The organism is Polymorphum gilvum SL003B-26A1 (genome assembly GCF_000192745.1).
In the GTDB taxonomy this organism is placed as follows: Bacteria; Pseudomonadota; Alphaproteobacteria; order Rhizobiales; family Stappiaceae; genus Polymorphum; species Polymorphum gilvum.
Genome location: NC_015259.1, coordinates 1,042,608 through 1,055,339 on the forward strand (window position 1 = coordinate 1,042,608; position 12,732 = coordinate 1,055,339).

13 protein-coding genes are annotated in these 12,732 nt (G+C 68.5%); 4 read left to right on the top strand and 9 right to left on the bottom strand.

Annotated elements, in window-relative coordinates; all coding sequences use genetic code 11:
• Positions 1-29: 29 nt before the first annotated feature.
• Positions 30-989: a 2-hydroxyacid dehydrogenase gene (locus SL003B_RS04920; protein ID WP_013651720.1), complete on the bottom strand. Its 960-nt coding sequence runs from the start codon at positions 987-989 to the stop codon at positions 30-32.
• 510 nt (positions 990-1,499) lie between these two features.
• Between SL003B_RS04920 and SL003B_RS04925 the strand changes: the two genes are divergently transcribed.
• The 3 genes from SL003B_RS04925 (at position 1,500) to SL003B_RS04935 (ending at position 4,493) form a co-directional block, all read left to right on the top strand.
• Positions 1,500-2,495, top strand: coding sequence for an ABC transporter substrate-binding protein (locus SL003B_RS04925; protein WP_013651721.1), 996 nt, complete (start codon positions 1,500-1,502; stop codon positions 2,493-2,495).
• An 86-nt stretch (positions 2,496-2,581) separates the two neighbouring features.
• Complete coding sequence (locus SL003B_RS04930) at positions 2,582-3,466, top strand: ABC transporter permease (RefSeq protein ID WP_013651722.1); 885 nt, start codon at positions 2,582-2,584, stop codon at positions 3,464-3,466.
• Complete coding sequence (locus tag SL003B_RS04935) at positions 3,459-4,493, top strand: quaternary amine ABC transporter ATP-binding protein (protein ID WP_013651723.1); 1,035 nt, start codon at positions 3,459-3,461, stop codon at positions 4,491-4,493. The genes SL003B_RS04930 and SL003B_RS04935 overlap by 8 nt, the downstream gene beginning before the upstream one ends.
• Before the next feature lie 72 nt (positions 4,494-4,565).
• On the opposite strand, the gene SL003B_RS04940 is transcribed toward SL003B_RS04935, so the two are convergent.
• The 5 genes from SL003B_RS04940 to SL003B_RS04960 form a co-directional block, all read right to left on the bottom strand.
• A complete protein-coding gene (locus SL003B_RS04940; RefSeq protein WP_013651724.1) occupies positions 4,566-4,871 on the bottom strand; it encodes a hypothetical protein in 306 nt (101 codons plus the stop codon).
• 130 nt (positions 4,872-5,001) lie between these two features.
• The gene (locus tag SL003B_RS04945; RefSeq protein WP_013651725.1) at positions 5,002-5,907 is read right to left on the bottom strand and encodes a metal ABC transporter permease; all 906 of its coding nucleotides are present in this window, start codon (positions 5,905-5,907) and stop codon (positions 5,002-5,004) included.
• Positions 5,907-7,127, bottom strand: coding sequence for a metal ABC transporter permease (locus tag SL003B_RS04950; protein ID WP_013651726.1), 1,221 nt, complete (start codon positions 7,125-7,127; stop codon positions 5,907-5,909). Before SL003B_RS04950 ends, SL003B_RS04945 begins: the two co-directional genes overlap by 1 nt.
• A gap of 6 nt (positions 7,128-7,133) precedes the next feature.
• Positions 7,134-7,946, bottom strand: coding sequence for a metal ABC transporter ATP-binding protein (locus SL003B_RS04955; protein ID WP_013651727.1), 813 nt, complete (start codon positions 7,944-7,946; stop codon positions 7,134-7,136).
• A 17-nt stretch (positions 7,947-7,963) separates the two neighbouring features.
• Positions 7,964-8,959, bottom strand: coding sequence for a metal ABC transporter solute-binding protein, Zn/Mn family (locus tag SL003B_RS04960; RefSeq protein WP_013651728.1), 996 nt, complete (start codon positions 8,957-8,959; stop codon positions 7,964-7,966).
• A gap of 252 nt (positions 8,960-9,211) precedes the next feature.
• Between SL003B_RS04960 and fumC the strand changes: the two genes are divergently transcribed.
• Entirely contained in the window at positions 9,212-10,597 is a 1,386-nt protein-coding gene (fumC, locus tag SL003B_RS04965; RefSeq protein WP_013651729.1) for a class II fumarate hydratase, read from the top strand.
• 7 nt (positions 10,598-10,604) lie between these two features.
• On the opposite strand, the gene SL003B_RS04970 is transcribed toward fumC, so the two are convergent.
• The 3 genes from SL003B_RS04970 to rpe are packed head-to-tail and all read right to left on the bottom strand — an operon-like array spanning position 10,605 to position 12,678.
• Positions 10,605-11,300: an HAD-IA family hydrolase gene (locus SL003B_RS04970; RefSeq protein WP_013651730.1), complete on the bottom strand. Its 696-nt coding sequence runs from the start codon at positions 11,298-11,300 to the stop codon at positions 10,605-10,607.
• Positions 11,300-11,986, bottom strand: a complete 687-nt coding sequence (gene gph, locus SL003B_RS04975) for a phosphoglycolate phosphatase (RefSeq protein WP_013651731.1) — start codon at positions 11,984-11,986, stop codon at positions 11,300-11,302. The genes SL003B_RS04970 and gph overlap by 1 nt, the downstream gene beginning before the upstream one ends.
• A complete protein-coding gene (gene rpe, locus SL003B_RS04980) occupies positions 11,983-12,678 on the bottom strand; it encodes a ribulose-phosphate 3-epimerase (RefSeq protein ID WP_013651732.1) in 696 nt (231 codons plus the stop codon). The genes gph and rpe overlap by 4 nt, the downstream gene beginning before the upstream one ends.
• Positions 12,679-12,732 lie beyond the last annotated feature (54 nt).

Here is a 12,732-nt window from a genome sequence, read left to right on the forward strand (position 1 = left end):
GACAGGACGGCGACAGCCGTTCCCCCGACTCAGTAACCGCGGGCGCGGTCGACCGCTTGAGGTATCGCGCCGGTGGCGAAGAAGGCAGCGAGATTGTCGGCGGCGATCTTCGCCGCCGTCTGCGGCGTGGTCGGCGCCGAGATATGCGGCAGCACGGTGATCTGCGGATGCGCCCACAGCGGATCGTCGGCCGGCAGCGGCTCGTGCTCAAACACGTCGAGCACGGCATGGGACAGATGCCCGCTGTCGAGGAGGTCGCGGAGCGCGTCGGTGTCGAGGATCGGCCCGCGCGCGAAGTTGATCACCGCCGCGCCTCGCGGCAGCAGGGCCATCCGGGTCTTGTCCAGCAGGCCCCGTGTCTCGGCGGTCAGCGGCAGCAGTGCGACGGCGATGTCGGCGCGTTCCAGCACCGCGACGAGGCCCGAGGGGCCGTGGTGGCAGTCGACGCCTGCGACGTCGGCGGGCGTGCGGCTCCAGCCGGCGACGGCAAAGCCGTTGGCGATCAGGCGCCTTGCCGCGGCGCGGCCAAGCGTGCCGAGACCGAGCAGGCCGATGCGCCGCTGCGACGGCAGCCTGAGTGGCAGTTCGTGCCACACCCTGGCGCGCTGCTGGGCGCGGTAGCGCGGCATGTCGCGATGCAGGTAGAGCGTCCAGGCCAGCACTGCCTCGGCCATGGTCTCGGCCATCTGCGGATCGGTCATGCGTACGATCTGCAGCGCCGACGGCGGCAGTTCGGAAAGCAGTCGCTCGACACCCGCCCACAGGCTCTGCACCCAGACGAGATTGGGAAGCTCAAGCAGGTCCGCCGGTTCGGGATTGGCGACGATGGCGACCCGCGCCGCCTGCCGCGCGTCCGTATCCAGCCGGTCGAGAGGGTGCACGGCGACGTCGGCGAGCCCGGCCGCGGCCAAGGCTGCCGGCAGGGCCTCCATCCAGGCCGCCCGTTCGTCGTCCTGCATGCGGGCGAGAAAGGGAACGGTTCGCGTCATGAGGCGACGGGGCCGTCAAGGGGACAGGCAGAGGCGAAGCGAGAATGCATGCGTTGGTCCTTGCAGGGCGGTCTGTCGGCCTGTGCGAGCCATAGCATGGCCGGGGACCTCCGTCAGCCGGTTGCGCGGTGCTTCGTCCGGCCTGCCGTCCGCTTGCCGGCTGCGGATGCGATCACCTCGATCTCCGCAGATGAACATGGGCATGACTGAATCGAAAATGGAACTTTTTGATGGCATGTGCGTTTTCGATTAGATGGACTGGCTATAGGTAATTCTCATGCAGTATTTCCTGTGGCAATTTTGCGAGTTACCATTAGTTCGGGTTCACGGATTTGCATTTTTGGTTTCGGTCATATATTTGTGGCCGGCGTGAGGGATCGCTATGTTGACTTTCAAGATTCCTCGTCAAATGTATCCTGGTATCGGAACTACTCCAAATATAACAGGGCACTATTACTCGATCTCCTCTTCCCGTGAGGGGGTAACCGAAACTCCATGGGAGAAGAACCTATGAAAAAGACGCTTCTATTCACCACCGCCGCCCTGATGGGGCTGGGGGTCTCGTCCGCTTTCGCGGCGGAAGACTGCGGCCGGGTCACGCTGGCCGAGATGAACTGGGCGTCGGCAGGGGCGATCGCCCATATCGACAAGATCATCCTGGAAGAAGGCTACGGCTGCACGGTCGAACTGGTCACCGGCGACACCATGCCCACCTTCACTTCCATGAACGAGAAGGCCCAGCCGGACATGGCGCCCGAGTTCTGGATCAACGCCGTGCGCGAGCCGCTCGACCAGGCGGTCGAGGAAGACCGCCTCATCATCGGCGGGGAGGTTCTGAGTGACGGTGGCGTCGAGGGCTGGTGGGTGCCGACCTATCTGGCCGAGGAGCACGGTCTGAAGACCGTCGAGGATGCCCTGGCGCGTCCGGACCTGTTCCCCGGCGCAGAGGACCGCTCCAAGGGCGCGTTCCACAACTGCCCCTCCGGCTGGGGCTGCCAGATCAACACCGACAACCTGTATCGCGCCTTCAAGGGCGACGAGAGGGGCTTCGAGCTGATCGACACAGGCTCGGCGGCCGGCCTCGACGGCTCGATCGCGCGTGCCTTCGAACGCAAGGAAGGCTGGCTCGGCTACTACTGGGCGCCGACCGCCCTGCTCGGCAAGTACGACATGACCCGGCTCGACTTCGAGGTCGAGCACGACAAGGAGCACTGGGATACCTGCACCGTCGTTGCGGATTGCCCGGACCCCAAGCCGAACGCCTGGGTTAAGTCCGAGGTCTACACGCTGGTGACGAAGGAATTCGCCGACAAGGCCGGCGTGGCGATGGACTACGTCAAGACCCGCAGCTGGGGCAACGAGACCGCCAACAAGGTGCTCGCCTGGATGTCCGACAACCAAGCGTCCAACGAGGACGGCGCCTACTGGTTCCTGGAGACCTTCCCCGAGGTTTGGACCGAATGGGTCAGCCCGGAGGTCGCCGACAAGGTCAAGGCAGCCCTTTAGGCGATGAGGCGTGACCTGAAAGAGGATCGGAGGCCCGCGTCCGCGCGGGCCTTCGCAGACTGGGCCTGAAAGGTCAGGACAAGGACATGGACTGGATCGAATTTCCTTCCCTCAGCCGCGGCGACCTCAGGCTGCTGCGCCGGACGGTGGACGAAAGCTTCAAGGCGTTCACCCGGGCCTATGGCGAGACCCTGGAGACCGTCTTCGAGCCGCTCAGGCAGTTCCTGATCGGGCTCGAGCAGCTGCTGCTGACCTCGCCCTGGCCGCTCGTTCTTGCCGCCATCGTCGGCATTGTCTTCCTGATGAGCCGCAGCTGGCGCATCACGCTCGGCTCGCTGGCCGCGCTGATGGCGATCGGCTATCTCGGCATGTGGGAGGACACCATGCGCACCATTGCCATGGTGGCGGTGTGCACGCTGACGGCGATCGTGCTCGGCATCCCGATCGGCATCGCCATGGCGCGCTCCGACCGGCTGCAGGCGCTGGTCAACCCGGTGCTCGACCTGATGCAGACCATGCCGGTGTTCGTCTATCTGATCCCCGTCGTGATGATCTTCGGTCTGGGCAAGGTGCCGGGCGTCATCGCCGTGGTCATCTACGCCATTCCGCCGATGATCCGGCTGACCAACCTCGGCATCCGCCTGGTCAGCCCCGACGTGCTCGAGGCGGCCGACGCCTTCGGCTCGTCGTCCTGGCAGAAGCTGAGGAACGTCCAGCTGCCGCTGGCGCTGCCGACCATCATGGCCGGCATCAACCAGTGCATCATGATGTCGCTCGCCATGGTCGTCGTCGCCTCCATGATCGGCGTGCGCGGCCTCGGCCAGCCGGTGCTGCAGGCGATCAACAACCAGTATTTCACGCTCGGCGTGCTGAACGGGCTCGCCATCGTTGCCATCGCGATCATCTTCGACCGCGCCACCCAGGCCTACGGCAAGCGCCTGCAGAAGCATTCCGAGGTGGTCCATGGCTGATCCGCAGGGCGGCATCGAGATCCGCAACCTCTTCAAGATCTTCGGCCCGGACGACAAGGCGATGGTCGACAAGGTCCGAGACGGCATGTCGAAGACCGAGCTGAACGAGCGCTACAACCACGTGCTCGGCCTGAACGACATCAACATCTCCATGCCGGGCGGCAAGATCCAGGTGGTCATGGGCCTGTCCGGCTCGGGCAAGTCGACGCTGATCCGCCACATCAACCGGCTGATCGAGCCGACGGCCGGCGAGGTGCTCCACGAGGGCATCGACGTGTGCCGGATGTCGGCGACCGAACTGCGCGCGTTCCGCCGCCACAAGACGGCGATGGTGTTCCAGAAGTTCGCCCTGCTGCCGCATCGCACGGTGATGAAGAACGTCGTCTACGGGCTGGAGATCCAGGGCATCGGCGCCCGGGAGGCGGAGCAGCGCGCCGCGCGCTGGATCGCCCGTGTCGGGCTGGAGGGCTACGAGGACTATTATCCGAATCAACTGTCTGGCGGCATGCAGCAGCGCGTTGGCCTCGCCCGGGCGCTCACCAACGACGCCGATATCCTTTTGATGGACGAGGCTTTCTCCGCGCTCGATCCGCTGATCCGGGTCGACATGCAGAAGGTGCTGCTCGACCTGCAGGAGGAACTGCACAAGACGATCGTGTTCATCACCCACGACCTCGACGAGGCGCTGCGCCTCGGCGACCGCATCGCCATCCTGCGCGACGGCGCCGTCGTCCAGCAGGGCACCGGCCAGCAGATCGTGCTCAAGCCGGCCGACGGCTACATCGCCGATTTCGTCAAGGAGGTGAACCGCGGCCGGGTGATCAGGGTCGACACGGTGATGGAAACGGGTCGCACCGCGCCGACGCAGCTGTCGGTCAAGAGCGGCAGCAGGCTTGAGGACGCGGCCCGCACGTTCGCCGATGCCGGCGAGAGCGTCGCCAATGTCGTCAACGGGTCGGGCCGGCCGATCGGCACGATCTCGATCCACGACACGATCACCGCGATGGTGACGCCCGCCGAACATTAGGCGGCGAGGCGCCAGACGAAAAACGGCCGCCGGACGGGACGTCCGGACGGCCGTTTTTTCGCGTCTGGGCGATCAGCGGACTGAGGCGCGCGCCGGGGTCACCCGCTTCAGGGCGTTGGCGCGCATGGCCTTGATCTGGCTGCCGGGGATCTGGCTCATAGTGGCCTTGTGGATCTTGTCGCAGCGGTCGAGGCTCTGGGTGTGGCAGGAGGTGACGCCGCCGTTCGGCGCGTGGCCGTTGCAGTAGGAGATCCAGTTGTTGTAGCACTCGCCGAGGGTCGCTCCGTCGTTCGGGGCCGCGCTGGCCGAAGACGTCGCGACCGACAGCATCGTCCCGATAACGGCGAAGCAGGTGGCAATTTTCTTCGAAGTAATCATCTTGCTTTCCTCTCTTCCTGGGGTGCGGACTGCGTGTCGTCCGCGTGAAGAAAGGTAGCTTTTTCGTGTATCTTCCCTTGTGTTGCATGTCACGCTTTGTCGTCTCGTGACGCACGCGCCTGGGTGTCGCCTATCGGCTGCGCTGCGGGGCGGCGAGGCAGGCGAGCGCGAGGATCGCGCCGGAGACGGTGGCGATCATGCCGGCGGCGCTGACGGCGTGGTCGGCGCCGAGCCACAGCGGGCCGTAGCCGGCCAGCACATAGCCGAGCACGGCCGACAGGGCGGCGAAGGCGACGCTCCACAGCACCTGGACCTCAAGCCGGTTGGTCATCAGCCGGGCGGCGGCGGGCGGGCAGATAAACATGGCGATGACGATGATCGAACCGACCGCGTCGAAGGCGGCGACCGCGGCGACCGCGGCGACGATGACGAGGCCGAAGCTGATCGTCGCGGTCGGCAGGCCGATCGCGGCGGCGAAGCCCTCGTCGAAGGTCGACAGCTTCAGCGGCCGCCAGAACAGCACGGTCAACACGGCGATGAGCCCCGCGACGGCGGCCATGCGCGGCAGTTCGGGTGGCAGCCCGGCGAGCGCGACCGGGTCAAGCAACGACGGCCAGCCGTCGGCGGCGAGCCAGATCAGGCTTTCCAGGTTGCCGTAGAGCGCGTGCTCGACGTCGAGTTGGACCGAACTGGTGTCGCTCTGCTCCAGCAGCAGCACGCCGCCAGCGAACAGGGCGGTGAAGGTGACGCCCATGGCCGCCCCCGGCTCGATCCGGCCAAGCCGCTTGATCGCCTCGATCAGCACGACGGCGACGACCGCCGCGCCGGCGGCGCCGAGCATCATCGGCCAGGTCGAAACCGCGCCGGTGACCAGGAAGGCGACGACGATGCCCGGCAGCACGACATGGGAGATGGCGTCGCCGATCAGCGCCTGGCGGCGCAGGATCAGGAAGTTGCCGGGCAGGGCGCAGGCGATTGCCGCGAGCACGCCGATCAGCAGCGGCGTCAGGCTGAGCTGGACGAATTCCTCGCTCATCATGCACCTCCCGCCGCCGGGTTCGGTCCGCCGATGCGGGCATCGATGTCGGCGACCTCGTCCGGGGTGAGCACCGTCTCGATCGGCGTCAGGCCGTCGTAGCGGCCGGCAAGCGCGTCGTCGCTGTGGATCTGGCGCGCGACCTGCCAGCGGCGCTCGTCGCGCAGCGCCTTGGCCGCCTGGGCGCGGCCGGCCTCGGTGGCGACGCGGTCGGGGCGCATCAGGCCGGCGCGCATCAGCACGCGCAGAGTCAGCGGGTCGAGGATCGGCTCGCCGTGAGCCAGCGCCAGCAGGCCCTGACGCCGGTGCACGCGACGCTGGAAGCGATGATAGGCGAGGGCCGCGGCGAGCACACCCCGGCGCGGCGCGCAGGCCAGAGAGGCGAGGAACAGGGCGAAACTGACCAGCACGATGATCGGCCCGGTCGGCAGTCCGGGCAGGGCGGCCGACAGCGCGGCGCCGACATAGCCCGACACGCCGCCGAGCGCGCCCGCAGTCCACACGACGGTGTCCGTGCGCTCGCTCCATAGCCGTGCGGTGACCGGCGGGATGATCAGCATCGCGACGATCAGGATCAGGCCGACCAGCTTCAGGCCGATCACCGTGATGGCGAGCGCCAGCGCCATCATGGCGAGGTCGATGCGCCGGCTGTCGATGCCGGTCGCCGCTGCGTAGTCGGGATCGAAGCAGACCAGCGTCATCGGCCGGCGCAGGACGACGATGGCGGCCAATGCGGCCGCGCCGCCGACGGCGATCGTCAGAGCATCCTGGTAAAGCATGCCGGCGGTGGAGCCGAGCAGGAACCCTTCCAGACCGGCTTGTCGTCCCGTCGCCAGGCTCTGGATGACCGTCAGCAGCACGATGCCGAAGCCGAAGAACACCGACAGCACGGCGCCGATGGCGGCGTCCTCGGCAAGTCGCGTGCGCCGCGCGATCCAGTCGACGGCGAGCAGGCCGAGACCCGCCGACAACGCGGAGCCGGCGAGCAGGCCGGGCAGGCTGCGGCCGTCGCCGCCGAGGGCGACCATGGCCATGAAGGCGAGACCGACGCCCGGCAGCGTCGCATGGGCGACTGCGTCGCTGACCAGCGTGCGCTTGCGCAGGTAGAGGAAGGTGCCGGCGGCGCCGGCCGACACGCCGAGCAGCGTCGCGCCGACGGCGACGAGCGCGGCGTTGTAGCCGGCCTGTAGCAGGAGGGCGTCGAGGATCGGTTGCACCATGACGCGTCAGGCCGCCGGCAGCTTCAGCTGGTCGATGTGGGCGCCGGCGAGGCGGCCGCCGTAGGTTGCCTGCAAGGTCGCCGCGGTGAAGGTCGTGGCGACAGGTCCCTCGGCGATCTTGCGCAGGTTGATCAGCAGCACGCGATCGAAATAGGCGGCGACGGTGGCCAGGTCGTGGTGGACGCAGACGACCGTGCGTCCCTCGGCCTTGAGCGACTTGAGGACGTCGATGATGGTGCGTTCGGTCGCCGCGTCGACGCCGGCGAAGGGCTCGTCGAGCAGGTAGAGGTCGGCATCCTGGGCCAGCGCGCGGGCCAGGAACACCCGCTGTTGCTGGCCGCCGGACAGCTGACCGATCTGGCGGTCAGCGAAATCCGCCATGCCGACCCGCTCCAGGCAGGCGCGTGCCCGCTCGCGGTGGCGGGCGCGGACCGGGCGCAGCAGGCCGAGTTCGCGCGACAGGCCCATCAGCACCACATCGAGCGCGCGGGTCGGGAAGTCCCAGTCGACGGAGGCGCGCTGGGGCACGTAGGCGATGCGGTGGCGCGCCGCGCGCAGCGGCTCCCCATGGACGGTCACCGTGCCCGACAGGCGCGGCACGATGCCGAGCGCGGCCTTCAGCAAGGTCGACTTGCCGGCGCCGTTCGGCCCGACGATGGCGGTCATGCTGCCGGCCGGCATCTCGGCGTCGACCGAGAACACCGCCGGCTTGTCGCCGTAGCTGACGGTCATGGCGCGGATCGCCAGCGCCGCCGGGGCGTTGTCGTCGCCGGTGGCCGCGCCGTCGCAGGTGGCCAGTTCGAGGGTCGGGCCGCTCATGGTGTCTGGGGCTCCCCCTACAGGCCGGCGGAAAGCCGGCCGGCCATGCCGCGGTCGGGCGACTGTCCGCCGAGGGCGCGGGCGATGGTCGTGACGTTATGATCGATCATGCCGACATAGGTGCCTTCGTAGCTGTCCGGCGCGCCCATGGCGTCGGAGAAGAGTTCGCCGCCGACGGCGACCGTGTGTCCGCGGGCGGCGGCACCCTCGATCAGGGCGCGGATGTTGCGGTCGGAAACGGAGGATTCGACGAAGACCGCGCCGATCCTGCGCTCGACCAGCAGGTCGACGAGCGCGGCGATGCGGTTGAGGCCGGCCTCGCTCTCGGTCGAGATGCCCTGGATGCCGACGACCTCGAAGCCGTAGGCTCTGCCGAAATAGCCGAAGGCGTCGTGGGCGGTCAGCAGCACCCGCGCGCCTTCCGGCACGCTAGCCAGCACCTGGCGGCTGTAGGCGTCGAGTGCTGCGATGTCCTTCAGGTGCGCCTGCGCGTTGGCGGTAAAGAATTCGGCGGCCTCCGGGCGTGCCGTGGCGAGCGCGTCGCGGACGGCGGTCACGACCTCGGCCCATAGCGCCGGATCCATCCACACGTGCGGATCAAACTTGTCGGCGTAATCCTCGTGCGTGATCAACCGGTGGTCCTTCGGCAGCGCCCCGGCGACGGCGACGACCGGACGTTTCTCGGCGAGCCCCTGCAGGAAGCCCTCCATCTGCGCTTCCAGGTAGAGGCCGTGCCACAGCACGAGGTCGGCCTTGGTCATGGCGACGATGTCGGTGCGGGTCTGGCGGAAGGCGTGCGGATCGACGCCCGGTCCCATCAGGGCGCGGACCTCGACCAGGTCACCGCCGACCTGGCGGGCTGCGTCGGCGATCATCGCCGTGGTGGCGACCACCTTCAGCGGCTCGGCCGCGGCCCGCGCCGGGGCAAGAGCCAGGGCAAGGATAAGAGCAAGCGTGCCGGCGGCGATCAGCGCGGTGGCGCGGGTTACCAGGAAACGCGGCGACAGGGTCATCGGTTGAAGGCCTTTCGATGTCACTTTGGCGCGTCGCGCGGCAAAACACAAACGCTTTTAAGAACGATTTGCAAAGATAATATAATTGCGAATGAGTTGCAATCCTATCTAGTGCCCGCCGTCCGGTTCCGACTGCCGCCGTCGCGGGCGGGACCGGCGCCTTCGACCTTGTCCCGCGGCGCCTTCCGGTCCATGTCTCGGACGGGAGCGGCGTCGGGTCCGGCGCCGCCCGACGAACGGCAGGAGGCGGACATGCGGCGCGAAACCGACAGCATGGGCGAGATCGAGGTTCCAGAGGACCGTTACTGGGGCGCGCAGACGCAGCGCTCGCTGACCTATTTCTCGATCGGCACCGATCTGATGCCGATCGAGCTGATCCACGCCTACGGGATCCTGAAGCAGGCTTCCGCCCTCGCCAATGCCGAACTGGGCGTCCTGCCGGCGGATCTGAAAGACCTGATCGTCGCGGCCGCCGGGGAAGTCGCCTGCGGCCGGCTCGACGGCCACTTTCCGTTACGCGTGTGGATGACCGGCAGCGGCACCCAGACCAACATGAACGTCAACGAGGTGATCGCCAACCGGGCCATCGAGATGGCCGGCGGCACGCTCGGCTCGAAGCGGCCGGTGCATCCCAACGATCACGTCAACATGTCGCAGTCCTCCAACGACAGCTTCCCGGCCGCGATGAACGTCGCCGCCGCCGTGCAGGTCACGCAACGGCTGGTTCCGGCGGTGACCGGCCTGCGCGACGCCCTCGACGCCAAGGCGCAGGCCTGGGCGCAGATCGTCAAGATCGGCCGCACGCATCTGCAGGACGCCACGCCGCTGACGCTCGGCCAGGAGTTCTCCGGCTATGTCGCCATGCTCGACGACAACTTGGCGCGGATCGACTTCGCGCTCGGCGACGTGTTCAGGCTGGCGCTGGGCGGCACGGCGGTCGGCACCGGCATCAACGCCCCGAAGGGCTTCGCCGAGGCGGCCGCCGCCCATATCGCCGCGCTCACCGGCCTGCCCTTCGTCACCGCGCCGAACAAGTTCGCCGCCCAGGGCGCGCATGACGGCCTGGTCATGCTGTCGGCCGCGCTGAAGACGCTGGCCGGCTCGCTGTTCAAGATCGCCAACGACATCCGCCTGCTGGCCTGCGGCCCGCGCTGCGGCCTCTACGAACTGAAGCTGCCGGCCAACGAGCCGGGCTCGTCGATCATGCCCGGCAAGGTCAACCCGACCCAGTGCGAGGCGCTGGCGATGGTCTGCGTGCAGGCGATGGCCAACGACGTCGCCGTCGGCATCGGCGGTTCCGGCGGCCATCTTGAAATGAACGTCTACAAGCCGCTGATGATCAACGCGGTGCTGCAGTCGGTGCGCCTGCTCGCCGACGGCGGTGCCAACTTCGCCCGCTTCCTGGTCGAGGGCATGGAGCCGAACGAGGCGCGCATCGCCGCCTATGTCGAACGTTCGCTGATGCTGGTCACGGCGCTCAGCCCGGTGATCGGCTACGACAAGGCGAGCCGGGCCGCCCACCATGCCTACGAGCACGACATGAGCCTGCGCGAGGCCTGTCTCGATCTCGGGCTTGTCGCGGCCGAGGACTTCGACCGCATCGTTGATCCCAGGCTGATGCTCGGCCCGTCGGACTGAGCGTGTCTCAGCCGCCGAGCCGCGCCTGCAGGGCCTCGATCCCGGCCACGGCCGAGAAACAGTCGACCCGCGCGTCGGCCTCGGCGAAATCCTCGCCGGCGGTGTAGCGGCTGGGCGAGACCAGGCAGCGCAGGCCGGCGGCCCTGGCCGACAGCAGGCCGTTGCGGGAATCCTCCAGCGCGACGCAGTCTTGCGCAGCCAGCCCGAGCCGGTCGAGCGCGAGCCTGTAGACGTCCGGCGCCGGCTTCTTGGCGGCGACCTCGTCGCCGGCGGCGATCGCGTCGAACACCTCGGCCATCGGCGCGCCGAAGCAGCTCCGGCACAGGCTCTCGACGTTGGGCCCGCTGGTGGTGGTCGCCACCGCGAGGCGCAGGCCGGCCGCGCGCGCATCGGCGATCAGCGCCGCGATGCCGGGGCGCAGGGTCAGCCCGCCTTGGGCGACCAGCGCGCCGTAGCGCGCCGTCTTGGCCGCGTGCAGGACGGCGATCCGCTCGGGATCGGGCGCCTGGCCCAGATGGTCGCGGACGAAGGCGGCGATGCGCTCCTTGCCGCCGGTGACCTTCAGCAGCCGGCCGTAGAGCGCCGCGTCCCAGTGCCAGTCGAGGCCCGCTGCCGCGAAGGCCTCGTTGAACGCGCGCCGGTGCACCTCCTCGGTTTCCGACAGGGTACCGTCAACGTCGAAGATCAGCGCGCGCAGGGCCATCAGCGCGTCTCCGCCAGGTCGACGAACAGCGCGTCGAGCAACTCCGGCAGCCGGCCGTAGTCGGAAAAGGCGGCCCGGTGCGGCAGCGCCTCGACCGGCGCCTTGCGGTAGCCTTCGGTGTAGAGCAGGAACGGCGCGCCGGCGGCCTCGGCGGTCGCCGCGTCGACCTCGCTGTCGCCGACATAGGCGATGTGCCCGCCGGCTGCGGCATGGCCGAGCAGGCGCGCGCAATGGTGCAGCGGCGCCGGATCGGGCTTCTTCTGCGCCAGCGTGTCGCCGGTCACCACCGCCGCAAACAGCTCGCTCCAGCCGAGCGCGGCGAGCAGGTTTGTCGTCGGCGCGCCAGGCTTGTTGGTGCACAGGCCGAGGGCGACGCCGCGCGCCTTGAGTAGCCGCAGCGTCGCTTCGACACCGGGAAACGGCCGGTTGGCGTCGCCGGGTGCTGCGGCATAGAGCGTCTCGAAGCGCTCGACATGGATGTGCAGGTCCGCGCCGGTTGGCGTCCGGCCGCGGGCGGCGAGCGCGCGCTCGACGAATTTCGCCGCGCCGTTGCCGATGTAGCCGCGCGCCTCGTCGAGGCAGAGCGGCGCCAGGCCCAGTTCGCCGACCAGCGTGTTGCCGATGTCGGCGATCGCCGCGACGCTGTCGACCAGCGTGCCGTCGAGGTCGAAGACGACCGCTCTCATGCCGCCGTCCGCACCGCGTCCGACGCCTGGCGGATCGCCGCGATCTGACGGGCGTAGACGTCGGCGGTCTCCGGCGTGCCGCCCTTGAACACGGCCGAGCCGGCGACCAGCACGTTGGCGCCGGCCCGGGCGACCAGCGGCGCGGTCTCCGCGGTGACGCCGCCGTCGACCTCGATGTCGATCGGCCGGTCGCCGATCATCGCCTTGATGCGGGCGATCTTGTCGACCACGGCCGGGATGAACTTCTGACCGCCGAAGCCCGGGTTGACGCTCATCACCAGGACCAGGTCGAGTCGGTCGAGGACGTACTCGATCACGCTTTCCGGCGTGCCGGGATTGAGCGAAACGCCCGCCTTCTTGCCGAGCGCGCGGATCGCCTGCAGCGAGCGGTCGAGATGCGGCCCGGCCTCGGCATGCACGGTGATGATGTCGGAGCCGGCCTTGGCGAAGGCCTCCAGATAGAGGTCGCAGGGCGCGATCATCAGGTGCGTGTCGAACACCTTGTCGGTGTGCGGGCGCATGGCGGCGATGACGTCCGGGCCGAAGGTGATGTTGGGCACGAAATGCCCGTCCATGACGTCGAGGTGGATCCAGTCCGCACCGGCGCCGACCACTGCCTTGATCTCGTCGCGCAGGCGCGAGAAGTCGCTGGCAAGCATCGAGGGGGCGATCAGGGTGCTGGTCTGGGTCATGGTCGGCTCGTCTCCAACGGAAAAAAGGGGCGGCGGTCGCGGATGGTCAGGGAG